At 58.8% G+C, this 22,502-nt stretch carries 21 protein-coding genes and 1 tRNA gene; 6 read left to right on the top strand and 16 right to left on the bottom strand.

All coding sequences use genetic code 11. From position 1 onward, the window contains the following. Positions 1–16: 16 nt before the first annotated feature. From moaC to modA, 4 genes are all read right to left on the bottom strand, one after another. Positions 17–511, bottom strand: a complete 495-nt coding sequence (gene moaC / locus JX292_RS01575; RefSeq protein WP_204860944.1) for a cyclic pyranopterin monophosphate synthase MoaC — start codon at positions 509–511, stop codon at positions 17–19. A gap of 88 nt (positions 512–599) precedes the next feature. Next, positions 600–1,979: a molybdopterin molybdotransferase MoeA gene (locus JX292_RS01570; RefSeq protein ID WP_204860640.1), complete on the bottom strand. Its 1,380-nt coding sequence runs from the start codon at positions 1,977–1,979 to the stop codon at positions 600–602. Between the two features lie 99 nt (positions 1,980–2,078). Next, positions 2,079–2,759, bottom strand: a complete 681-nt coding sequence (locus JX292_RS01565) for a molybdate ABC transporter permease subunit (RefSeq protein WP_239653570.1) — start codon at positions 2,757–2,759, stop codon at positions 2,079–2,081. Positions 2,760–3,111: 352 nt separating this feature from the next. Beyond that, positions 3,112–3,924: a molybdate ABC transporter substrate-binding protein gene (gene modA, locus JX292_RS01560; RefSeq protein WP_204860635.1), complete on the bottom strand. Its 813-nt coding sequence runs from the start codon at positions 3,922–3,924 to the stop codon at positions 3,112–3,114. A gap of 236 nt (positions 3,925–4,160) precedes the next feature. Here modA and moaA point away from each other — a divergent pair, with 236 nt between their 5' ends. The 5 genes from moaA to JX292_RS01535 all read left to right on the top strand — a co-directional run bounded on the left by moaA (position 4,161) and on the right by JX292_RS01535 (position 9,005). Further along, positions 4,161–5,372 carry a GTP 3',8-cyclase MoaA gene (gene moaA, locus JX292_RS01555; protein ID WP_204860633.1) on the top strand — a complete coding sequence of 404 codons (1,212 nt, stop codon included), beginning with the start codon at positions 4,161–4,163 and terminating at the stop codon, positions 5,370–5,372. Between the two features lie 60 nt (positions 5,373–5,432). Next, positions 5,433–5,702, top strand: coding sequence for a MoaD/ThiS family protein (locus JX292_RS01550; RefSeq protein ID WP_239653569.1), 270 nt, complete (start codon positions 5,433–5,435; stop codon positions 5,700–5,702). A gap of 1 nt (position 5,703) precedes the next feature. Beyond that, positions 5,704–6,408: a molybdenum cofactor guanylyltransferase gene (gene mobA / locus JX292_RS01545; RefSeq protein ID WP_239653568.1), complete on the top strand. Its 705-nt coding sequence runs from the start codon at positions 5,704–5,706 to the stop codon at positions 6,406–6,408. Between the two features lie 69 nt (positions 6,409–6,477). Continuing rightward, positions 6,478–7,773: a molybdopterin molybdotransferase MoeA gene (locus JX292_RS01540; protein WP_204860631.1), complete on the top strand. Its 1,296-nt coding sequence runs from the start codon at positions 6,478–6,480 to the stop codon at positions 7,771–7,773. A gap of 140 nt (positions 7,774–7,913) precedes the next feature. Beyond that, positions 7,914–9,005: a LacI family DNA-binding transcriptional regulator gene (locus JX292_RS01535; protein WP_204860628.1), complete on the top strand. Its 1,092-nt coding sequence runs from the start codon at positions 7,914–7,916 to the stop codon at positions 9,003–9,005. 105 nt (positions 9,006–9,110) lie between these two features. Here the strand turns inward: JX292_RS01535 and JX292_RS01530 are convergent, their stop codons facing one another. From JX292_RS01530 to JX292_RS01475, 12 genes are all read right to left on the bottom strand, one after another. Further along, a complete protein-coding gene (locus JX292_RS01530) occupies positions 9,111–9,773 on the bottom strand; it encodes a GNAT family N-acetyltransferase (RefSeq protein ID WP_204860626.1) in 663 nt (220 codons plus the stop codon). Between the two features lie 270 nt (positions 9,774–10,043). Then, a complete protein-coding gene (locus JX292_RS01525) occupies positions 10,044–12,035 on the bottom strand; it encodes a PTS beta-glucoside transporter subunit IIBCA (RefSeq protein ID WP_204860623.1) in 1,992 nt (663 codons plus the stop codon). 243 nt (positions 12,036–12,278) lie between these two features. After that, on the bottom strand, positions 12,279–13,820 hold the full coding sequence (locus JX292_RS01520) for a glycoside hydrolase family 32 protein (protein WP_204860621.1): 1,542 nt from the start codon (positions 13,818–13,820) through the stop codon (positions 12,279–12,281). A gap of 170 nt (positions 13,821–13,990) precedes the next feature. Further along, the gene (gene rplL, locus JX292_RS01515; RefSeq protein WP_049331852.1) at positions 13,991–14,365 is read right to left on the bottom strand and encodes a 50S ribosomal protein L7/L12; all 375 of its coding nucleotides are present in this window, start codon (positions 14,363–14,365) and stop codon (positions 13,991–13,993) included. 153 nt (positions 14,366–14,518) lie between these two features. Then, entirely contained in the window at positions 14,519–15,049 is a 531-nt protein-coding gene (gene rplJ, locus JX292_RS01510; protein WP_204860619.1) for a 50S ribosomal protein L10, read from the bottom strand. A gap of 395 nt (positions 15,050–15,444) precedes the next feature. Further along, complete coding sequence (locus tag JX292_RS01505) at positions 15,445–16,635, bottom strand: ABC transporter ATP-binding protein (RefSeq protein WP_204860617.1); 1,191 nt, start codon at positions 16,633–16,635, stop codon at positions 15,445–15,447. An 89-nt stretch (positions 16,636–16,724) separates the two neighbouring features. Next, entirely contained in the window at positions 16,725–17,699 is a 975-nt protein-coding gene (locus tag JX292_RS01500) for a TDT family transporter (RefSeq protein ID WP_204860615.1), read from the bottom strand. Positions 17,700–18,024: 325 nt separating this feature from the next. After that, positions 18,025–18,720, bottom strand: a complete 696-nt coding sequence (rplA, locus tag JX292_RS01495) for a 50S ribosomal protein L1 (RefSeq protein ID WP_070643089.1) — start codon at positions 18,718–18,720, stop codon at positions 18,025–18,027. 136 nt (positions 18,721–18,856) lie between these two features. Then, positions 18,857–19,285, bottom strand: coding sequence for a 50S ribosomal protein L11 (gene rplK / locus JX292_RS01490; protein WP_049331838.1), 429 nt, complete (start codon positions 19,283–19,285; stop codon positions 18,857–18,859). Positions 19,286–19,586: 301 nt separating this feature from the next. Then, positions 19,587–20,312 carry a transcription termination/antitermination protein NusG gene (gene nusG / locus JX292_RS01485; protein ID WP_204860614.1) on the bottom strand — a complete coding sequence of 242 codons (726 nt, stop codon included), beginning with the start codon at positions 20,310–20,312 and terminating at the stop codon, positions 19,587–19,589. Between the two features lie 122 nt (positions 20,313–20,434). Then, entirely contained in the window at positions 20,435–20,713 is a 279-nt protein-coding gene (gene secE, locus JX292_RS01480; RefSeq protein ID WP_204860611.1) for a preprotein translocase subunit SecE, read from the bottom strand. A gap of 76 nt (positions 20,714–20,789) precedes the next feature. Further along, positions 20,790–20,862 (bottom strand) — tRNA-Trp (locus JX292_RS01475). 362 nt (positions 20,863–21,224) lie between these two features. Between JX292_RS01475 and JX292_RS01470 the strand changes: the two genes are divergently transcribed. After that, positions 21,225–22,427 (top strand): pyridoxal phosphate-dependent aminotransferase, encoded by a 1,203-nt coding sequence (locus tag JX292_RS01470; RefSeq protein ID WP_204860609.1) that lies wholly within the window; start codon positions 21,225–21,227, stop codon positions 22,425–22,427. Positions 22,428–22,502 lie beyond the last annotated feature (75 nt).

Raw genomic sequence — 22,502 nt, 5'->3', positions numbered from 1 at the left:
GCCCCGTTTCTTCATTCTACGAGTCTGCACGCACGGACCAGTCGCCGGACTTACCGCCGCTCTTCTCCAGAACCCGAATATCGGTAATCACGGCGTGCTTGTCAACGGCCTTAATCATGTCAAAGACGGTCAGCGCAGCCGAAGAGACCGCGGTCAACGCCTCCATCTCAACGCCGGTCACACCGCGAGTCTTGACGGACGCCTCAATACGCACGAAATCGGGCCCACGCTCAAAATCCACCGTAATCTTGCCCAAAGGTAGCGGGTGGCAGAGCGGAATAATCTCGGGAGTGCGCTTAGCACCCATGATTCCCGCAACGCGTGCTACGGGCAGGGCATCGCCCTTGGGCAGGTCGGCATCAAAAATCTTCTCGATGACGTCCGCACGGGTGTGGACGGTCGCCTCAGCCACCGCGGTGCGAGTGGTTACGGACTTTTCCGTCACATCCACCATATGTGCCGAGCCGTCGGCGCGCACATGGGTGAGGTCCTGTTCGGGGGTAGAGGTCATCATGTCTCCTGGAATCTACGCATCGACGTATCGTATTCGTCGATGAAGCACCGGGCAGGTCACCCCGGTACATCTCAAAGGGTATCTATTAAGCGTCGGTAAGGCGGATGCGGTGGTAAGGTACGGCCTCTCCCCCGGTGTACGTCACGCCCGGGGAAAGCTCAATGAGCACGTCGGCCTGGGCGGCGCGATGCAACAGGTGCGAACCGGAGAGAACATCCGGATACAGCTCCACGCGGTAGGTACCCGGCTCGGTTTCCACCATGGCGAGCGTTCCGCGCAGGAACTGGCGCTTAGCCGGCGGCGCAGTAAGCGGAGTGTCGGTCACCAGCACGCCGCGGGGCGCGTTATCAAGGGTGGCCTGCTCGGAAGCTACCGCGTGGGGTACACCGTAAGGGCCGCCGGCGCGCAGGTAGGGGCGCAGAATCAGCGCATAGGAGATAAGGGTACTCACGGGGTTGCCGGGGAAGGAAATCATGGGAACGCGGTGCCCCTTGAAATCCAGCACATTCACGCCCTGAGGGCCACCGGGCTGCTGGCTCACATGACCAAACCAGGAGATGGGTACCAGAATGTCTGCCTCGTGCGCCTTAGCGATGGCGTTACGCACAACCTCGTACTTACCGTGGCTAATACCGCCGGACGTAATAATGATGTCCGGCTTAAAGGACTCGTACTCGGCAGTCAGACGGTATAGCAGTTCAACGGGATCATCGCCGATTCCAATGCGGCGAACCGTCGCGCCGTCCTCACGCAACATGGCGCTGAGCATCGGACCGTTGGCGTCAAAAATCTGTCCCTGTGCGAGGTCGTCCGGGGAGGCGTTATCCTCACCGGCCGTACCGGAGCGAATCTCATCACCACCGGTGCATACCAACACGCGGGGTCCCGCCGCAACAGTCAACCGTGCGTAGCCCTGGGAGGCGAGTGCCCCCAGCAGGGCGGGGGTGACACGCTCGCCGGCTCGGGCGAGCACCTGGCCGGTCACCACATCCTCACCGCGGCGGCGCACGAACTGACCAACACGACCGGCAGCCAGCCTAATCTTCTCGCTAGGGCGGCCGAAAGACTCGGGAAGGTCGGGGTACTCAATACGTTCCGACTGTTCCACGGGAATCACCGCATCATACCCTTTGGGAATGGGAGCGCCGGTCATAATCGGGTAGGTCAGGTCATCGGATGCGCGGGAACGCTGCAGGGGTCGACCCGCAGGAATCTCGCGGCCGACAGTAAAGATGCGGTCCTTACGGTCGACAGCAGCCGCGGTGAGCGCGTAGCCATCCATCTGAGAGTTGTCGAAGCTGGGCACGTCCATACGCGCGGTAACGTCCTGCGCAAGGATTCGGCCTGCCGCATAATCAAGAGGAACGGTTTCCGCCGTGCCGATGAAGACCTCTCGCAGGAGAAGGGCCAGGTAGGCGCGGTATTCCTCGGTGCTGGGAGTTCCGTTGAACTCGGGAGCGATCATTGCGGTTCCTATCGTGCGACATACGGATATAAACAGTGTACGGTGCACGCGGGGGCGGGTAAATACAGTTCCACCTAAGGGGCCGCCCCCGTAACATAGCTAGCCGAGGCGCTCGCGTAGTTTCTTAAGTGTGCGAGCCAGGCCCAGCACGCCGAAGATTCCCAGGTAGAGGCTGATAAGGATGAGGGCACTACCCAGGGCACTCGGGAGATCGCTACTGTTGATGGCCAGGTCAATCGCGAGGGGAATGGTCTGGGTTTTACCCTGCACGTTGCCAGCGAAGGTAACGGTTGCGCCGTACTCACCCAACGCACGAGCAAAGGAGAGCAGGAAAGCGGTGGCAAGGCCGGGCGCTGCTAGGGGTAGGAGCACCTTAAAAGTCACCTCGGCCGGGCCGGCCCCCTCGACCAGTGCGATTTCCTCGTACTCGCGAGGAATAGCTTGCAACGTAGTGACCGCGGTGGCCACAAAGAAGGGAAGAGCCACAAAGGTCTGCGCAATAATCACCGCGTTCGAGGTGAAGGGGATCGAAATACCGGCCTGGTAGAGATACGAGCCAATCAGGCCTTTACGGCCCCAGAAGAAGAGCAGTCCCAGACCAGAAACCACCGGGGAGAGAATCACCGGAGTGTAGATGATGGCGTAGAGGACCGCACCGAAACGGTGCAGGCGTGAACGATTCAGCACCTTGGAAAGGAGCAGAGAGATGGGAGCGCCCAGAAGGCCGCAAATCAGGGTGGAGAGGGCAGCCGTCGAAAGCGAAAGGTTAGCAGCGCCCATCACTTGCGGAGTAAATACAGTCCCGAGTTGGCTCCACGGCACGTTAAGGAACAGCCCCAGGAGCGGGCCGGCAATTACTAGAAGACCGATGAACGCCGGAATGGTAAAGGAACGAGGAACCGATACAAAAAGATGGGCCGAAGATCGCGGCGCACGATGCGCAGGAGAAGGAACAGACATGGGTTCGTGAGAGGTTGGGCTGCAGAGGCGGTGAATGGGAGCGGGGCATCCCGCGGGTTAGAAGAATAAAAGACGTGACGGGATGCGGCGGCACACTTCTATAAGGTACCGCCGCATCCCGGATTTTTGCGCAAGCCACTCACCGCTGAGTGAGTGGGTGAGCGTTTACAGACTACTTAGTGGTGGTGTTGAAGCCGTAGTCGGAGAGGATCTTCTTGGCCTCAGCGGAGGTCTTCAGCCACTCGTTGAACTTCTTAGCGACGGCAGAAGATGCACCGGTCTTGCTCAGGGCTACGGGGTACTCGTTGGGCTCAACGTCGGGCAGCTCGACAGAACCGAGGTTTGTGCCCTTCTTCTTGGCTGCTGCGAGGTCGGTTGTGTAGATGAAGCCTGCATCGGCGTTACCGGTGGACACCTTGGTGGCCACGTCGGTGACCTTACCCTCGGTGGTTGCGTTCTTGAGGGTGATGTCGTGCTTCTTCAGTTCCTGGTGTGCCAGGGTGCCGCAGGGAACGTCTTCCTTGCAGACTGCAACAACGCCGTTGGTGTTCTTCAGGTCATCAAGGCTGTTGATCTTGCCGGGGTTACCTTCAGCGGTGACCAGAACCAGCTTGTTGGTGACCAGAACGGTGGAATCGGAGCCGGAGAACTCGCCCAGCTTCTTAGCCTTGTCCATGTTCTTGGTGTCTGCAGTGATAAGCATGTCGGGGGTTGCACCCTGCTCGATCTGGGTGACGAGCTTTGCGGAGCCCTCGTAGACGAAGGTGATGTCGACACCGGGGTTAGCTGCTTCGTAGGCCTTCTCCAGGTCAGCACCCGCGTTGTTCAGGGATGCTGCGGCGAAGACCTGAATCTTGCCAGAGGATGCCTGAGAAGCTGCGGATACCGAAGCGGTCGAAGAGGAAGAGGCCTGGGAAGAACCACAACCGGTCAGAGCCAGGGTTGCAGCAGCCAGCGCGCTGAGAGCGGCGAGAGGAGACTTCATGAAAGTATTTTTTCCTTGGACTAGTCGTGTTAGTTGCATGAAGGTGAGGTGGTCCACGCGAGGCTTTTGTGACAATTTGTGTACGCCCCTAGCTTGCGTACACGATGGCACGTTATCGCGGCTTCTTTAGGTCACCGCGAGTGTAACTTACCCTTCACACACTATGTAACGGGCCCTCGAACGTGGAATAATCATATTGTTACCCGAAATATACTAATTTTCCACATAGGTTTTCCATGGCGTACACGGCAGATTCCGCCCGCTCTCAGCTGATTGCGGGCCCTTTGTTAAGCACCTTATCTTCTGTAGATAACAACGGTGCTGCTTTTGTGACGCCTCAAAAATCTGAGACCTCCCTAAAGTCGCGGAGGAAGCTCCCAAATATTACAAACAGCGGTCCGCTCCTCGACCGATGGGGACGCATCGCAACTGACCTTCGCATCTCATTAACCGATAAATGTAATCTTCGTTGCATTTATTGCATGCCGGCCGATGGATTGCAGTGGCTCCCCAAGGAAAACTTACTTTCGGCCGAGGAGATTGCACGCCTTGCAGATATCGCTGTCTCTCGACTGGGTGTCGAAGAGATTCGCTTCACAGGCGGTGAACCCCTCGTTCGCGCAGATTTGGTCGACATTATCTCCCGCATCCATCAGAAGCACCCCGAGGTGCCTCTGTCCATTACGACTAACGGCATCGGCCTGGACAAGCGCGCCGCTACCCTCGCCGAGGCAGGTCTAGCCCGCATCAACGTCTCGCTGGACACCATCTGCCGCGAAACCTTTGCCGAACTCACCCGCCGCGACAAGCTGGAGGCTGTGCTCAAGGGTATCGACGGCGCTGCCGAAGCCGGTCTGTGGCCCATCAAGATTAATGCCGTGCTGATGCCCGGACTCAACGATGGGCAGGCACCGGAGCTCCTGGAGTGGGCTCTCAAGGGTGGCTACCAGCTACGCTTCATCGAGCAGATGCCTCTGGACGCAGATAACCGCTGGACCCGTGAGGGCACCATCACCGCCGCCGAGATTCGCGAGAAGCTTTCGGCCACCTACGTGCTCGGTTCAGTACGCGAAGCACGCGGCGATTCTCCTGCCCGACTGTGGGAGGTCTACCCGCTCGGCACTGCCCTGGATGAGTCCGGGTTCCCCGTCGACAGCACCGAATCCCTGGGCCGCGTGGGCATCATCGCTTCGGTGACCGAGTCCTTCTGTGGCGCCTGCACCCGCACCCGCCTGACGGCCGACGGCAAGATTCGTTCCTGCCTCTTCTCCGACACTGAGACCGACCTCATGCAGCTCTTGCGCTCCGGCGCCACGGACGATGAACTGGCCTTGCGCTGGCGTGAAGGTATGTGGTTCAAGCCCCGCGCTCACGGCAAGGAAGACGCAGATTTCGATATTGAGGAATTTGCCAAGGCAAGCCGCTCCATGAGTGCCATCGGAGGCTAGCCCCTCCCCCGACGCGGGCTTCCTCTTGTTTTTCGCACCCTCTCGTATAGCATTAGGAGCATGATGCAGGTTCATTTCTTTGCTGCCGCACGCGCGGCGGCGGGTACCGCTGAGCTGTCGGTAGCCCCGAATGAAATTGACTCGCCGACTCTAGGCTCGCTCATCGCGCACCTGGGCCGGGAGCTGACAGGAACCACCCCCTCCGGCCTGACCCTGGCGCAGGTTATGGAGCAGTGTTCCTTTCTGATCAATGGCACCCGTTCTGATGCCGACGCGCCGCTGACCGATGGCGATCGAGTTGACGTCCTTCCTCCCTTCGCGGGCGGTTAGAATGAGCGATTCTTATATGCCCTCGGATGCGGTCCCACCGATTCTTCCCGAGTATCCCGCGTTCTCCTGCGCCGCGGTTATCGTGGCCGGTGGACAGTCCAGCCGTCTGGGGCACGTGCCCAAGGCCTCGCTCTCGGACGGCACGAGCACGCTCCTTGACTGCGCCCTGCAGGCCGTGAGGCAAGCCTCGCCGCGAGTTGTGGTCGGACCCGATACTCTGCCCGTCCCCTCCGACGTTCTACTCACCCGAGAAGACCCACCCTTCTCCGGCCCGGCCGCGGCTATTCACGCCGGCCTAGAACGTGTGGCGGCCCAGTGCGAGGATTCCAGCACCCCCGCACCGAAGTGGTGCCTCATTCTGGGCGTTGATACCCCGCGCATCGCTCCCGCGGTACAGCTACTTATGCGTACCGCCGCGGTCAGTGACGCAACTACCCAGCCTCCGCTCCCCGAAGAGAACTCCTCCGCGTCTGAGGGCTTCTGGGGGATTTCGGAGGGCATCTACCAGCCGCTGGTGGGTATTTACCGTTACAAGAGCATCCGTTCGGTATTCTCTGAGGGCACCACCGATGCCTCCGTCCGTTCCTTCCTGCGCCGTCTCAACCCGATCAGCGTTGAGCTCTCCGCCCAGCACACCGCCGATGTCGATACCTGGGAGCAAGCGGAGCAGCTGGGGTACACCACTTCCCTGTGGTCTAGCTACTAGATTCATCCCGCTACCACGGGCATATACTTTCGCGGCCGCATTGGGCCGCTTCAGCACACACGAGGTACCATGTCCCACCATATTCCCGCCGTCTCATGGGATCAGGCGCGCGAGCTACTGCACGCCGCTGGCACACAGGCCGCCCCGGACACCAAGACCGAGGTTCTTCCCCTCTTGGCGACGATTGACCATTACCTGTCCGAAGACGTTCACGCTATGATGCCGGTGCCGCACTACAGCTCCTCCGCGATGGACGGCTACGCTGTGGCGGGCAATCCGCCCTGGCGTCTGGTGCAGCCTTCCTATCCGGAGGATTCTCGAGCCAATATTCACCGCCTGACCGTGCCGATTAGTCCGGGCGAGGCCACCCCGATTCTGACCGGCGGTCTCATTCCCGAAGGCACCGAGGCTATCGTGCGCGAGGAGCACACCAGCAACTACGAGGGAGCCGATTCCCTAGCCTCCGCGGATACCCGCGCCAGCATCCACTACCTGGAGATGGCCGAAGGGTTCGAACCGCCTGCTGCAGGAACTGATATTCGTTTCGCTGGCGTAGAGTTGCAGCATGGTGATTACCTGGCTCGCCACGGCGAGCGCATCTCCTCCCGAATGGCCGCGTTCCTGGGCACGAACGGTTTTGACGAGTTGCCCGTCTATGCACCCATCCCGGTGCGTTGCGCGTTCACCGGCAATGAGGTGATTACTTTTGGCTTACCCGACCCGGGTCAGGTGCGCGACGCTTTCGGCGGTTTCGTGGAGCATGCCATCGCCGCGGCCGGATGCGAGGTTCGCCCTTCGGCCCGTCTGGCAGATGTCGAGTCCGAGTTCTCGACCTTTCTGACGACCTCTACCGCGCGCATCCTGGTGTTTACGGGTGGTTCGAGCACCTCGGGCGTGGATATGGTGCGTAAGGCTCTCAACGATTTGGGGGCGACCTATATCTTTGAGTCTGTAGATGTGCGTCCGGGCCACCCGGCCCTGGCCGCGAGCCTGCCGGTGCACGAAACCGGACCGAATGCCGGTCGTCAGCGTTTCGTACTGGGCCTTCCGGGTAACCCACTGGCCGCCTACACAGCTCTTTATTCTTATCTGCCGCCTCTGCTGGCCGGCCTGCGTTCCATGCCCCTGCCTGCGGCGGATACGGCCGTTCTTGCCGAGGATGTTCCCACGCTGCGCAAGGCTGTGACGACTCGTCTGGTGCCCGTCCGGGTGACCGAGGGCGTTGCTTACCCTCTACCGAAGTCGGCTTCGCACATGCTGTCTTCCCTGGCCGCCGCCACGCACTTTGCGGTGCTTGATGACTCCACGGTGACTGGCGGTGCGCATCCGGCGGGTTCCCGTGCGCGCATTATTCCGGTTTTCTAAACCTGTTGCTGGGGGCTTCGTGGTGGAGGGGAGAGCTGATTCGGCGGTCGGCGTTGTCAGAGGGCTACCCTTCAGGGGGTATAGTTAGTAGAGATATGTCAATCGTTTAGCATATCTTGATTCATCCATTAAGGAGCCCCGTGGCGAAGCCTAAACTCAGTGACGTTGCCGCGTTGGCGGGCGTCTCCCCCACTACCGTATCCCGCGTGCTCAACAACCGTGGCTACCTGAGCGAAGCCACCCGCACCAAGGTGCACGAGGCCGTCCAACAACTCGGCTACCGCCCCAACGCCATCGCCCGAAGCTTGCAGGGTCAACGCTCGCAGACGGTAGGTCTTATCTTCCCCACCGTAGCCAACCCCTTCTACGGGGAGATGGTGTACCAGCTCGAGAACCACCTGGCCGAGGCCGGGTACAGAGTCATTCTCTGCAATAGTGAAGACCACCCTGAGCAGGAGAAACGCTATCTCGATATGCTCTTCGCCAACCAGGTGGACGGCATCATTAGCGGCGCCCATTCAGACGCGCTCGTGAACGTACCTCACGCTCAGGCTCCCCTGGTGACGATAGACCGTCGCGAGACCGGTTTTTACCCCAACATCCGCTCCGATAACTACGGCGGCGCACGCGCAGCCACGGAGCACCTTATCGCCACGGGCGCCCGGACAATTGTGCACGTAACCTCCACCCTGAGCCAGCATAATGAGCGCCAACGCGGTTACCGCGAAGCCATGCTTGAAGCGGGCCTGGCCCCTGAGTTCGCAGAGCTTGGCTTTCACTCATCCCTCGACTATAAACGCAAGACGCTATATCGCTACCTGGATGAACGGACTGACAGCATCAACCCCGTGGAGGCGGTCTTTGCCTCCAACGACAACTACGCCGCATTAGCCCTGGGGTGGGCACACACGCACAACATCCGCGTTCCCGAAGATTTCCAGGTAATTGGTTACGACGGGACGCAGAGCGTTCGGCTACTCCTGCCGGAACTTGCAACCGTCATTCAGCCCATCGAGGAAATCGCTCGACGGGCCACTCAACGCCTACTGGGACTCATCGAGAGGCAGGATGCCCCGGTTACCTCCGGGATGCCAAATAGCGCGGTCCCCGGGGATTCCGCGTATCTTCCCGGGGATATACTCCCCGTCACACTGTATTTGGGGAGCACCGTACGAGCCATTCCCAATCTCTCATCCAAAGAGCCGAACGGCTTGAGGCCCGACGAGCCGTGATAGCCTTTCCGCGTTTTGCAAAGCCGTGCCCCGCCGCTCCATGTGCATGGAGCGGCGGGGCACGGCTTTGCTGTTGAATACCCGGGTCAGACCCAGAATGTTACGTTAAGCCTGAGCGGCGGCGCGAGCGACGACCTCTGCGGGGCCGGTTGCGGGGTACACCATGCCCACTGCATGGGCCTTCGAGAAGACGCCTTGGAGCGGTCCGAGGGAGAGGAATCCACGGCGCTCATAGAGACGAGCACTGTCATAGGTCGATGCTTCGAGGTAGGCTGGGTACCCCTCAAGACGAGCAATGCCATAGTCGAGGAGTTTGGTGCCAATACCGCGGCCGCGCAGCCCCTCCAACACGCCAATATTGAAGAGATACCAGTGCTTGTACGAGGGGCGGTACTTGAGCAGATGTAGCTCCATCATGATGGCCCGGACCAGGGTAATCGGCCCCAGCCCACGGTAGTAGGCGCTAACCTGCTTGATTTCGTTAAGGAATGACCCTTCCTGGGACTCCGGGTTATTCCAGAGGCAGACACCAACGATCTTGCCCGAGGAATCATCCAGAGCGACGTCAATCCGTCCGCGATCCTTGAAGTTACCGTAAACCTGCAGGGTCATAATTGCGCGGAGCTTTTTCATCTCCTTTCGGCGGTTTTTGCCACCGATGATGGCCATCATGGCAGGGTCGCCATCGAAGGCCGAGATGAGCACCTCCACTACCTCCGAGTACTCGTGAGGTTCGGCGGTACGGACGGTATAGGATTCGGAGGACATATTCACCCTTTACAAAAGCTTGAAGTCTACATAAATATTAGCTGTATTCCGTCCTCCTGGCTAACGAATCATACCTAATCAAGACATTTTACATACGTATGCATGGATCGCCGTCAGTAAATATTGCACCATTATGCATAATTTATACGAATACTTATTCATTTCTTATATTCGAATTTTCCATAAAGAAATGAACACCCCGCATCATTCCAAGGGAAAGATACAGGGTGTTCAAAAGCAGAGAGTTTATCTACTCACTCAATGTACAGACTATGCGTTAGCCTTTGCCTTCAGTGCAACCTTCAGAAGCGAATCCGCATTAGTCACAGAAGCGCCCGAAACCTGAGCATCTTCAACCGAGGTAGCCACCTTCTTAGAGTTGGTAATCACCATGGGGGTTACCAGCAGATAGCCGGCATCCTTAATAGCGGGAATATCAAACTCAGCAATAACGTCGCCACGCTTGACGGTGTCGCCCTTAGCAACCTTCGGGGTGAAGCACTGACCGTCCAGCTCCACGGTGTCCATACCAATGTGCATCAGCAGGTCCAGGCCGTCCTCGGTACGCAAACCATAAGCGTGACCGGTCGGGAATGCGACGGTAATCTTGCCGTCAGCCGGCGCGTAGAGCTTACCCTCGGTAGGCTCGACCGCGATGCCCGCGCCCAGCGCGCCGGAGGAGAAGGTGGGGTCCTTGACGTCTACGAGAGGCACCACAGTACCCACCAGGTGAGCGCCCAGCTCAACGCCTTCGCCGGAGGTCTCAGCAGAAGCTGCCGAAGGAGCCTCGGTGGAAGCTTCGGTAGCTACAGGAGCGGCAGGAGCCTCGGCTTCCTCGGTGTTGCCAGCCTCGACCTTCTTACCCCAGATGAAGGAGGCAACGAAAGCGATGACGGTGGTCAGGACGAGGCAGCCCAAGAAGCCCGGGATACCTGCACCGACGGTTGCTTCAATCGAGGGGAAGCCAAGGTAACCAGCAGCACCCAGCTTGCCCGCCTTAATTCCAAGAATAGAGGTAACCATCGAACCAATACCCGCGGAAACAATTGCAATGTAGAAGGGCCAGCGCAGAGCCAGGTTCACACCGAACATTGCGGGCTCGGTAATGCCCAGGAACGCGGAGGGTGCGGCTGCCGAAGCAATACCCTTAATCTTCTTGTTCTTGGTGGTCAGCGCGACACCGGCTGCGGCACCACCCTGTGCAACGTTAGACATGGAGGCGACCACGAAGATGAAGGAACCGCCGGTAGCCCACAGGCTCATCTCGATGGGCGGGAATGCCTGGTGCATACCGGTCATCACGATGAATGCGTAAGCAGTACCGAAGATCAGACCGCCGAGCGGGCCGGCAACAGTGTAGAGCCAGTTGATACCTTCACCCAGCCAGGTGCCCAGCTGGAACATCGGGGGACCGACGAGCAGGAAGGTCAGGAAGCCGGTGATGAGGATGGTGAGGGTCGGGGTGAAGATGAAGTCGATGGTGCCCTTGAGAATCTTGTGGAAGAACTTCTCAATGTGGGAGAGGATAAAGGCAACCAGCATAATGGGCAACACAGTGCCCTGGTAGCCCGCCTGCTGAACCTGCAGGCCGAAGAGGTTCCAGTACTGCATGGGGTCAGCGCCCTCAGCACCCGCCAGGGATGCTGCGACCTTGTAGCCGTTCATCAGGGCCGGGGATACCATTGCGGCACCCATGGTCAGACCCAGGTAGGGGTTACCGCCAAAGACCTTGGTGGCGGAGAAGCCGACCAACACGGGCAGGAAGGCGAAAGGAGCTGCGGAGAGCAGGTTGACGATATCCGCGAAGTCAGCCCACTCAGGGAAAAGTTCAATAACTGCCTGAGGACCAAAAATACCCTTAGAGGTCAGGAGGCTATTGAGCGCCATCAGCATACCGCCACCGACCAGCACCGGGATGAGCGGAACAAAGATGTCGGCAATGGTCTTGATGAAGCGGGAGACAATGTTACCCTGCTTCGCGGCGATGCTCTTGAGGTCGTCCTTGGACGCCTCGGGTGCACCAGCGGCGATCAGGTACTTGTGCACCTCGTTGACGTCGCCTGGGCCGACGATGATCTGGAACTGGCCAGCATTGAGGAAGCTACCCTTGAGGTCTTCGTCGTTGTCGATTGCTGCCTGGTCGACCTTATCCTGGTTCTTCAGGACGAGGCGAAGGCGGGTTGCGCAGTGCGCGGCTGCAACGATATTGCCGGCGCCACCGACGTCCTTCAGCACGCGCTGTGCCACTGACTTGTGGTCCACGCTCGCTCTCCTTTGTTTGGAGCACCACCGGATGATGCTTTGTGAATGAGTTGGGGCGATATGTCTGTGTGTGCATGTCACGTATATGTCATACGTTTGACATATCAGGTGTAAAACATGGTATCACGCGGAATAATGCAAAGCGAGGGCCCACCCTCTCATGAGAGTGAGCCCTCCGGCACATTTATTTACTTTCCGCTCGGCTCTCACGAACATCAGCCCATGGAAGAGCCAGGGTAAGGCCTAGAGACGGCCGTACTCCAGAGACAGCACCTCGCCACCGGTCAGACGAACACGACGCTTATCACCCTTGAAGAAGGTGCGAGCCGTCATAACCTCTGTCCCCATGGAGGCGGCCAGCTTACCGCCCACGTACAGCTCGGTAGCCGAACCGTCTACCAGCAGGTCAAACTCGCGAATCTTCGAACGCTTCAGGGTGCGGCGGCGCAGGCTACCACCCTCGGTGTAGCGAGTACCGCCACGGTCCATCTGCACAAAGTCCTTATCCAGAACAATACTCAGTGCCACGCCGTGGGTGTCCTTAATCTTCAGCTTCACGCGCTCATCAGCCACATTTACACGGCCGCGCAGACGGAAGGTCAAGGCATTCTTCAGCTCCACGAGCTTACCCTTCTCCTCCTCGCGGTACAGCGGCTTCATCTCCATCGCGTCATTCAGCTGCGGAACCGGACGCTGGAAAATCTTGCCGTTGCGTAGGTGCAGCTCACGCGGGTAGGTGAACATATGCACCCAACGGTGGCTCCACGAGGGCAGGTCATCCTGATCCGCGTTGCCGAGCCAGGCGATCATCACCGGGGCATCGCCGCTTGCGGTGTGCGGCGCCTCCGGGTCAGCGCTCAGGCCGGTACCCGAAATGGTCTGCGGGGCGTAGAACTCGAAGCCTGCATCCAGCTCGGTGAAGGGGGTCTCCACCTTAAACTTGAGGGTCTTGTTATCCAGCGAGCCCACGATGTAACCGCTCTGGAAGATGTTGTTGTACTTCTCCCCCAGCGGCTCTAGGCCCTGCGGACTAAAAATCAGCACGTCACGCAGTTCACCGGTCAGCTCATCACGCAGAGTCAGCAACGAGGGACACTCGAACATATAACTACCCTTGAGGGTCTTGTCCTTAATGCCAATCTCCCCGCGGAAGGTCCACTCGCGGCGATCCTCAGAGGTGTACACCACCACGGCACCGGTCAAATCCTCGCGCTGCGCGCCAATGACCATCCACCAGCGGCCGTCACGCTGGAACACATGCGGATCACGATAGTGGGCGGTGTAGCCCTTCTCGGGTCCAGAAATCAGCGGGGGCAACTGGCGAGTCGGCTTAGCGTCCTCACCCGCGGTGGCAAGAATCTGGTACGTCTCGCGGTTACCCTTGGAATCCTTGACGTTACCGGTGTAGAAGAACTCAAAACCACCGGGAACCTTAATCCCAGAACCCGAGTAGCAACCATGCGAGTCATAACGACTGTCCGGGACCAGAGCGGTACCCTCATCGGTCCAGTGAGTCAGATCCTCGCTCACGGCGTGACGCCAGTACACCATACGTTCGGGGTGCAGAGGCGAGTACTGATAGAAAGCATGGTAGCGCTTGCCATCAAAGACAAGGCCGTTCGGGTCGTTCAGGCGGCCTACCGGAGGAGCCAGGTGCAGTGCGGGGTAGTCACGATCTTCGCGAACCCCGGCACCAAAAGCCTCCAGAATCTGCTGAGCCTCCGCCGCCAGGTCACGGGCGGGGCGGGGCGAGGACTTCTGATTCTTTTTCTTCTGCTCGCTCATGTCTTATCCGTTTTCGTCAGGGAGAATGTCTGGGTTATCTCATCCCATCATACGGCACCCCGAGCCTCCCTACCGGGCCGAGGAGAGAGGCACCACAGAGGCCGTTAAATGCCGCAGGGCGGCACATCCCTAAGGATGTACCGCCCGCGTAAGAATCGAGAAGAAGTCGATTACTTGAGGGTGACGGATGCGCCGGCAGCCTCGAGCTGCTCCTTAGCCTTCTCAGCGTCTTCCTTGGAAACGCCCTCGAGCAGGGTCTTGGGAGCGCCGTCAACCAGGTCCTTTGCTTCCTTCAGGCCGAGGGAGGTCAGGGCACGAACTTCCTTGATCACTGCGATCTTCTTGTCGCCAGCGGACTCCAGGACAACGTCGAACTCGGACTTCTCTTCAGCAGCCTCGCCTGCTGCGCCGCCTGCGACAACTGCAACGGGAGCAGCTGCGGTGACGTCGAACTCTTCCTCGAATGCCTTAACGAACTCGGAAACCTCAACCAGGGACAGTTCCTTGAATGCTGCAATGAGTTCTTCGATGGACAGCTTAGCCATTGTTTGGCTCCTTCACTATCTGGTGCGGACTGACGTCCGCGGTGTAAATCTTCAGTACCTACCCGAAGGTCGGTCAAATTTAGGGTGCGTTACACGATATTCGCGTTCACGCTGCTGAGTATCTCAGCGCTGGTGCAGTAGCACGAAAGGGGCTTATGCCTCTTCCGATGCCTCCTCGGCAGCAGCGGGAGCTGCGCCTTCCTGCTCCTCCAGCTTGACGCGCAGTGCGTCCACAACCTGTGCGATGCGTGCGATGGCAGCCTTTGCGCCACCTGCAACCTTGGACAGCAGAACCTCGCGGGATTCCAGGTCAGCGTAACGCTTGACGTCGTCCTCGGAAAGAGCGGCACCTTCGTAGTAACCGTTCTTCACAATCAGCTGGGGGTTAGCCTTGGCGAAGTCACGCAGGCCCTTAGCAGCATCAATCAGGTCGCCCTTGATGAATGCCAGTGCGGAGGGACCGTGGAGGTGGCCTTCGAATGCGTCGATGCCAGCTTCCTTAGCTGCGATAGCAGCCAGCGTGTTCTTCACCACGGCGTATTCGGTCTCTGCACCGAGTGCGCGACGCAGCTCCTTGAGCTGTGCAACAGTGAGACCGCGGTATTCGGTCAGGATGACTGCGTTCGAAGCTTCGAAGAGTTCCTTCAGCTCGGATACTGCAGCGATCTTTTCCTGAGTCGCCATGGTAGTTCCTTCTTCCGATTCTTGTAAGGTCGCCGGTAGAGCCTCGAAGCACTATTGCAAGCAATAAAAAATGCCTCGACGCGTAGGCGTACGAGGCACGATAGACGGAACCCTCGAGGGGTTATCGGCTATTCACTTCGAGTTCACCTACGCGGGCGGCGATTTCTTGAGGGAAATCAGCTCTTATCAGAACCCTGTCCTCGACCTCCACCGGGATGGGGATAAAGGACATAGTTCTAGACCGGCGGTCTTTGGTTCGTTTATCATCTCAGGTTCTCGAACAGGTCGCAAGTTAAAACAAGAAAATCCCGCCATTAAGCGGGGTTAATCACTTAAAAAGCTCATAACCCCCGCCAACAGCGGGATCTATCGGCCTCAGCACAACGCCAATCAGCCTATTCGCCCAGGTAGAAGCGCTTACCCTCGGAGAAGAGGAAGCACCGCTGCGGGGCGACGGCCAGACGTACCGTACTACCGGTTACGTGGGAGATTCCTTCAGCATCAGAAACGAAGAATTCCAGCTCCTGACCGGCCGGCACCCGCACCGAGTATTCAGCCTCTTCAACATTCGAGGGCTCCACGGGGTGACCATCCTCCCCCAGCTGCTCCGAAGCCACCGGCAAAGTTGCAGTCTCACTCAGAGCCGCACGGTAGAGCATGCCACCCACCAGGTGGCGCTGCCCCAGAACCTGCGCCGACAGGACGCCGTGCGATTGTTCGGCATCTCCCTCACCCAGTTCATAGAAGGAAGAAGCACGAATCGCCAGGCGGCAATCAGCAGGCAGAGAAGCTTCGGGTTCAATATCCAGCAGATTCAGAGCAGGAGCCGAAAGCAGCTTCGCCACCTGCAAAGTGTGAGGATAATCCAACAGGCGGCCCGGAGTATCCACCTGCACCAGGTAGCCGGAATCCATCACCGCCACGCGATGACCCAGCATGAGCGCCTCGTTCTGATCGTGAGTCACATACAGACCCGTGAAACCGTAACGCTCGTGCAGACGCACAATGTCGGCCCGGATACTCGCACTCATCTCCTCATCAACACTGGCCAGGGGCTCGTCAAAAAGAACCACAGGGGCACGACGAATGAGAGCACGCGCAATACCCACACGCTGCGCCTGACCACCCGACAGCTGCGAAGGCTTACGGTTCTCCAGCTCCTCAAGCTTCAGAGCGGCCAGCAACTCGCGGTAATAGTCCATATTGGCCTCACCCGAAAAAGCACGCAAACGCGTAGGGAAGAGAATATTATCCTTCACGCTCAGGTGCGGGTACAGAATCGGGCGCTGAAACACCACACCCACCGAGCCGCGCTCCAGAGGCTGACCGCCGTAGGTTACCCGACCCGTCGTGGGATCCTCCAGCCCAGCAATAATACGCAACAGCGTCGACTTACCGGTGCCCGAAGAACCCACCAGCGAAATCATCTCGCCGGGCCGAACATCCAGGTCAATCTCACGCAGAACCGTAGTATTAGCCCCAAAAGTTTTAGAAATACCCCGGATGCGCAGCCCGTCAAAGGACTCCTCAGATGCGATAGCTCCGGGAGCAGCAGAAGAAGAGCGATGAGGAGGTACAGAAGTCATTCCCTCATTATGGATGATTCGTTCCTCCGCTCGACCCCACGCAAGATAAGAAACGTCATAAAACGGCAGGTTTCGCACAGGCAAGCGGCCTAGCTCGGGCGCACCAGCAGGCGCCCCTTGACAGCCAAGTACAGCGTGCCCAGCCACAGGAAAACAAGAAAAGCTGTACCGATTACCGTCAACGCCGGGGCCACCGGCCCCAGCGAGCCCACAGAAACCAGCCGAATACCGCTCGCAGCCATAGAAGCCATACCGAAGGAGAAACCCCACATGCTCATTGAGAAGCCTCCCTCAAGAGCCCAGGGGAGCAACCGCATCAGGAAAATTAGCTGCAAAATGCCGTAGCCGGTCAGCACCAGGAAGAACCAATCCACCGTGCCACCGTTAGCCGCAAGGTAGGCGTTACCACCCACAAAAGGCGGGGCCATCTGAATACCGATGACACCACGCTCCCCCCGAGGTAAAGGAGTCAGGGTGCGCAGACGACTCAGGATCACGGCCTCAATGCTGAACCACGAAATCAAACCCGCACCAAAGAAAAGCATGGCCATATCATGCCAACCCACGAACCCCATGGCTGTAGCCGTCGCAAAATTCGTGGCCACAGTCGGCAGATACAGCACCGGAGAAGCAGCCTCGGGAGCATACCCACCACGCCAGGTTCCAGCAATGCGGTGAGTCGCAAAATACAGCTGACCTACCGCCCCCAGCGTTACCAAGGTAAGAGCTGGCGCCTCGGCGTAAGGATAGAGAGAAGCCCCCACCTGCGCCGTCGTCGCCGGAACCAGCGAAAAGAAGCAGGTACGCGCCGGATGTTCCCAAAAACCACGCACCCACGCACGGTACTTCACCACCGAGTGAACCAGAAAACCCACAAGGAGCAGCCACACCACGGCGTTAAAAGCCAGGATGCTCTCGCCCACCCAATCAGGCGCCATCCCCTTCGAGGCGCCAGTACGCCAGGCAGCACCCAACGCGCCGGTACCCAGCGCCACCGCAAAATAATTAACCGGTACGCTAAGGCCCCGACGGGCACTCTGCTCGCTCTGAAGGGAAGAAGGCATTAGGTTTTACCTCTCATAGTTGTAGGGCAGGATGAGGGCACGCAGCCCTAATATGTGTTTCGACGGTGCCGGGGCATGGGCAACGCCATAGGAACCAGGGACCAGAAAATCATTCTATGTTTTAAGCCTATATAAGCTGGAAATCCGTGACGTACTTTAACCGATTCCGGTCACGCAATGTCTTGAATCTTCACGCAATGTCTTGAATCTTCACGCTGTGTTTTGAATCTTCACACAGACAAAATCATGCACAAAAAAAATCGCCCCCGACGGCTAAACGTCGGGGGCGATCACTAGCGAATGCTAGACGCTACAGGTGCATACCTTAGGCAGCAACGGCAGCCGGATCAACGGGGATACCGGGGCCGAAGGTGGTAGCAACAGTTGCCTTGGAGATGTAACGGCCCTTAGCCGAAGAGGGCTTCAGACGGTTGACCTCTTCCAGGGCTGCCTGGAAGTTCTCCTCGAGCTGCTCAGCGGTGAAGGAAGCCTTACCGATGATGAAGTGCAGGTTGGAGTTACGGTCAACGCGGAAGTCAATCTTGCCGCCCTTGATGTCTGCAACAGCCTTTGCAACATCCATGGTCACGGTACCGGTCTTGGGGTTCGGCATCAGGTTACGGGGACCCAGAATCTTACCCAGGCGACCAACCTTACCCATCATGTCGGGGGTTGCAACCGCTGCGTCGAAGTCGGTCCAGCCGCCAGCAATCTTTGCGATCAGCTCGTCGGAACCAACGAAGTCAGCGCCAGCTGCCTCAGCCTCAGCAGCCTTGGGGCCTGCTGCGATAACGACCACGCGAGCGGTCTTACCGGTGCCGTGGGGCAGGTTCACGGTACCGCGAACCATCTGGTCTGCCTTACGGGGGTCAACGGACAGACGCATTGCAACCTCAACGGTTGCGTCGGTCTTGGTGGAAGAGGTCTCCTTCGCCAGGGCAACTGCCTCAGCGGGGGTGTAGAGCTTACCCTCTTCAATCTTGGCTACAGCTGCCTTGTACGCCTTGCTGCGCTTTGCCATCTGCTTTTCTCCTTATGCAGTTGTGGTCTCGTGAGCCGCGCTCGGCTCTGCCACATCCCGTCACTCGACGGGCATTTACAAGTTCTGTGTAGAAAATCTACGGTGCCGATTACTCGGCTCTTCGGACTAGCCGAAATTACTCGACGGTGATACCCATGGAACGAGCGGTACCCGCGATGATCTTGGATGCAGCATCCAGGTCATTTGCGTTCAGGTCGGGCATCTTGGTCTCTGCGATCTCGCGCACCTGAGCCTCGGTCAGCGAACCAACCTTGGTGGTGTGAGGAACAGCGGAACCCTTAGCAACGCCAGCAGCCTTCTTGATCAGCTGAGCAGCCGGAGGGGTCTTGGTGATGAAGGTGAAGGAGCGATCCTCGTAGACGGTAATCTCAACGGGGATGATGTTACCGCGCTGCGACTCGGTTGCAGCGTTGTATGCCTTGCAGAACTCCATGATGTTCACACCGTGCGAACCCAGTGCGGGGCCGACGGGGGGAGCCGGGTTAGCGGCGCCTGCCTGGATCTGCAGCTTAATGAGGCCAGTGACCTTCTTCTTGGGAGCCAATGTAGGGTCCTTTTCTTAGCTGGGAACCGACGCACAGGAGCGTACGCCGGCAGGGTGATGACCGTGGCGCGGTCATCGGTGTGCACGCACGAAAGCGTAACGTGCGCATACACAAACTAAGATTCTAGCGTTAATCCACCACTTAATCCAGTGCTCACCGGTATTCGCTAACATCGGAGGCGCGCGCTGGAGTGAACGACTGGCGACGGGGCCGCAAAAAGGGGTGGGTTAACGCAGAGCGAGCCCGGCCCCTCTTGGGTACCGGGCTCGCTCATCGCTCACGTTGAACTCTACAACCTCGTTAGATTTTCTCGATCTCAGTGAAGCTCAGGGTCACAGGGGTGTCTCGCCCGAAGACGGAAATCATCACGACAATCTGCTGAGCCTCAGCCTTAATCTCAGACACGGTGGCGTCCATGCCCTCGAATGCGCCGGACTTCACGCGGACGTTCTCACCCACAGTGTAGTCGGACTCAACGACAGGCTTGGAGACAGGCAGACCCTGGCTCTGCTGCTGCTCCTCGAAGACGGGCAGGAGCATCTCGAAGACTTCCTCCATACGTAGCGGAACCGGGTTGTATGCATCCTGGCCCACAAAGCCGGTCACGCCCGGGGTGTGGCGCACAACGCCCCACGAGTGGTCGGTCAGTTCCATACGGACCAGCACGTAGCCGGGAACGCGCACGCGACGAATGGTCTTCTTCACGGTGTTCTTGAACTCGACCACGGTCTCCATGGGAACCTGGACCTCGAAGATCTCGTCCTCGGCCTCAAGGTTCTGGATACGGGTCTCGATACCGGTCTTCACCTTGTTCTCGTAACCCGAGTAGGTGTGCACCACGTACCAGTCGCCCACCTGACGGCGTAGCTTCGACTTGAATTCCTCCAGAGCGTCGACTTCCTCAGCTGCTTCAACAACCTCGGTAGCCTCCTCGGCCAGCTGCTCAGCAGCCTCGACCTCTTCGGCAGCCTCAGCAGCGGCTACCTCGACCTCTTCAATCTCGGATACCAGTTCCTGCTCGGACACGTCGCTCCTACTTTCTATCGTTTACGATCTGGCTGCACTGCATACACAGCACCAATCAATAATCCGGAAAAAATTATGACACTCGGCACAACACCCCGCCGGGGGCGGCCAATGTCGATGACCTAATTACGCTGAATCGTTCCGTTACCAAAAATCCAGAATGCTCCCTGGCCAAACAAATAATCCAGCCCAGAAATCAGCAGGAGCATCACCACAACGAACAGCAGAACCGCAAGGAAGTAACCAAGTAGCTCGCGTCCGGTGGGGGTGGTAACCTTCTTCAACTCCGCGATAACTTCGCGGAGGAATGCAAAAATACGGCCGAAGAAACCGCGCTTCTGATCGCTCTTCGAGGATGCGCCAGACTCAGCAGCCTGAGCGGCAGTAGCAGACGATGCCATTTCTTCTGCCCCTTTCTGTATCTAAAAAAGTACGCCCGGAGTGCGGGCGTACAATCATCTATTGAGGCAATTTGAGCAGGGCGGACAGGACTCGAACCTGCAACCTGCGGTTTTGGAGACCGCTGCTCTACCAATTGAGCCACCACCCTTTGAAGCCTGAGCTTCGGTGTGAGAGTTGCTTCTCACTCGTTCGCTCCTCCATTGCCTCCTAAGCCAGTGGGCTTTAGAGGGGCAAACAATTACACCCTTGCGGGTGCAGAACTAACTCTAAACCATGCCGATACGCTCGTGCAACTCCAGAACGCAATATTTTTCAGAAAAAGGCTGTCCATTCCTTCTTCCAGAGGCCCCCTATCCCAGCCGGCGCCCGTATCCTATAAAAGAGAACGCATCTTAACACACAAGGAACGCACGAGGTGATGCACCCGTGCGCCCTCCGACGGGCCCGCCGGTTACGACTACACCGGCATTTTGCCCGGCAACGCACACAATAAGAAAGAAGAGAGCCCCCATGGCGCGCATTTCCAGCCGTATCGGTGCCATCGCACCCTCCGCAACCCTTGCCGTTGATGCAAAGGCCAAAGCACTCAAGGCCCAAGGACGCCCCGTTATCGGCTTCGGCGCTGGCGAACCCAACTTTGCTACCCCCGCACACATCGTGGATGCTGCCCACGAAGCGCTGAAGGACCCCAAGAACTTCCGTTACTCCCCCGCTTCCGGTCTGCCCGAGCTGAAGAAGGCCATCGCGGAAAAGACCCTGCGCGACTCCGGTGTTGAGGTCGACCCCTCCCAGGTCATCGTGACCAACGGCGGCAAGCAGGCCGTATACCAGGCTTTTGCTACGGTCATCGACGAGGGTGACGACGTACTCCTGCCGGCTCCCTACTGGACCACTTACCCCGAGTGCATCCGCCTGGCCGGCGGTAACCCCATCGAGGTTTTTGCCGGTAGTGACCAGCACTACAAGGTCACCGTCGAGCAGCTCGAAGAAGCCTACACCCCCGCTACCAAGGCACTCATCTTCGTCTCCCCCTCCAACCCGACCGGTGCCGTGTACACCGAAGAGGAAACCCGCGCTATTGGCGAGTGGGCGCTGAGCAAAGGCATCTTCGTTCTTACCGATGAGATTTACGAGCACCTCACCTACGATGGCACCGACTCGGTCTCAATCCTGAAGGCCGTGCCCGAGCTGGCCGATCACTGCGTCATCCTCAACGGCGTGGCCAAGACCTACGCCATGACCGGCTGGCGCGTGGGTTGGATGATCGGCCCGCGCGACGTGATTGCCGCGGCTTCTAACCTGCAGTCGCACATGACCTCCAACGTCAATAACATCGCCCAGCGTGCCGCTCTGGCCGCCCTGACCGGCCCGCAGGACGACGTGAAGGTCATGCATGCAGCCTTCGATCGCCGCCGCCGCGCCATCGTCGAAGGCCTCAACGCCATCGAAGGTGTGCACTGCCCCGTGCCTACCGGCGCGTTCTACGCCTACCCTGACGTTCGCGAACTGCTGGGCAAGGAGATTGACGGCGTACGCCCCCAGACCAGCGCCGAGCTCGCCGAGCTCATCCTCGAGAAGGCCGAAGTCGCCGTCGTTCCCGGTGAGGCCTTCGGCCCCAGCGGCTACCTGCGACTCTCCTACGCTCTGGGAGATGACGACCTAGCCGAGGGCGTAGCCCGTCTGCAGAATCTGCTGGGTCGCGCACGCGATTAGTCGCCTCTTACGAATACGTTTCACGAATCGTTAAATATTTTTTGAGCGCCCGGGGCCCGTCCCCACCGCAGTGGT

This window comes from Rothia mucilaginosa (assembly GCF_901875305.1).
Classification (GTDB): Bacteria; Actinomycetota; Actinomycetes; order Actinomycetales; family Micrococcaceae; genus Rothia.
The sequence above is the reverse complement of the archived record's forward strand: the minus strand, read 5'-3'. Positions and strand labels throughout refer to the sequence as shown.

Excerpts from the sequence above, each read along its gene's own strand:
- JX292_RS01505 (WP_204860617.1), bottom strand. The coding sequence starts at position 16,635 with ATGACTTCTGTACCTCCTCATCGCTCTTCTTCTGCTGCTCCCGGAGCT.
- modA (WP_204860635.1), bottom strand. The coding sequence starts at position 3,924 with ATGAAGTCTCCTCTCGCCGCTCTCAGCGCGCTGGCTGCTGCAACCCTG.
- mobA (WP_239653568.1), top strand. The coding sequence starts at position 5,704 with ATGAGCGATTCTTATATGCCCTCGGATGCGGTCCCACCGATTCTTCCC.
- JX292_RS01570 (WP_204860640.1), bottom strand. The coding sequence starts at position 1,979 with ATGATCGCTCCCGAGTTCAACGGAACTCCCAGCACCGAGGAATACCGC.
- JX292_RS01520 (WP_204860621.1), bottom strand. The coding sequence starts at position 13,820 with ATGAGCGAGCAGAAGAAAAAGAATCAGAAGTCCTCGCCCCGCCCCGCC.
- JX292_RS01540 (WP_204860631.1), top strand. The coding sequence starts at position 6,478 with ATGTCCCACCATATTCCCGCCGTCTCATGGGATCAGGCGCGCGAGCTA.
- moaC (WP_204860944.1), bottom strand. The coding sequence starts at position 511 with ATGACCTCTACCCCCGAACAGGACCTCACCCATGTGCGCGCCGACGGC.
- rplL (WP_049331852.1), bottom strand. The coding sequence starts at position 14,365 with ATGGCTAAGCTGTCCATCGAAGAACTCATTGCAGCATTCAAGGAACTG.
- JX292_RS01565 (WP_239653570.1), bottom strand. The coding sequence starts at position 2,759 with ATGGGCGCTGCTAACCTTTCGCTTTCGACGGCTGCCCTCTCCACCCTG.
- JX292_RS01470 (WP_204860609.1), top strand. The coding sequence starts at position 21,225 with ATGGCGCGCATTTCCAGCCGTATCGGTGCCATCGCACCCTCCGCAACC.
- JX292_RS01550 (WP_239653569.1), top strand. The coding sequence starts at position 5,433 with ATGATGCAGGTTCATTTCTTTGCTGCCGCACGCGCGGCGGCGGGTACC.
- secE (WP_204860611.1), bottom strand. The coding sequence starts at position 20,713 with ATGGCATCGTCTGCTACTGCCGCTCAGGCTGCTGAGTCTGGCGCATCC.
- rplJ (WP_204860619.1), bottom strand. The coding sequence starts at position 15,049 with ATGGCGACTCAGGAAAAGATCGCTGCAGTATCCGAGCTGAAGGAACTC.
- rplA (WP_070643089.1), bottom strand. The coding sequence starts at position 18,720 with ATGGCAAAGCGCAGCAAGGCGTACAAGGCAGCTGTAGCCAAGATTGAA.
- moaA (WP_204860633.1), top strand. The coding sequence starts at position 4,161 with ATGGCGTACACGGCAGATTCCGCCCGCTCTCAGCTGATTGCGGGCCCT.
- JX292_RS01500 (WP_204860615.1), bottom strand. The coding sequence starts at position 17,699 with ATGCCTTCTTCCCTTCAGAGCGAGCAGAGTGCCCGTCGGGGCCTTAGC.
- JX292_RS01530 (WP_204860626.1), bottom strand. The coding sequence starts at position 9,773 with ATGTCCTCCGAATCCTATACCGTCCGTACCGCCGAACCTCACGAGTAC.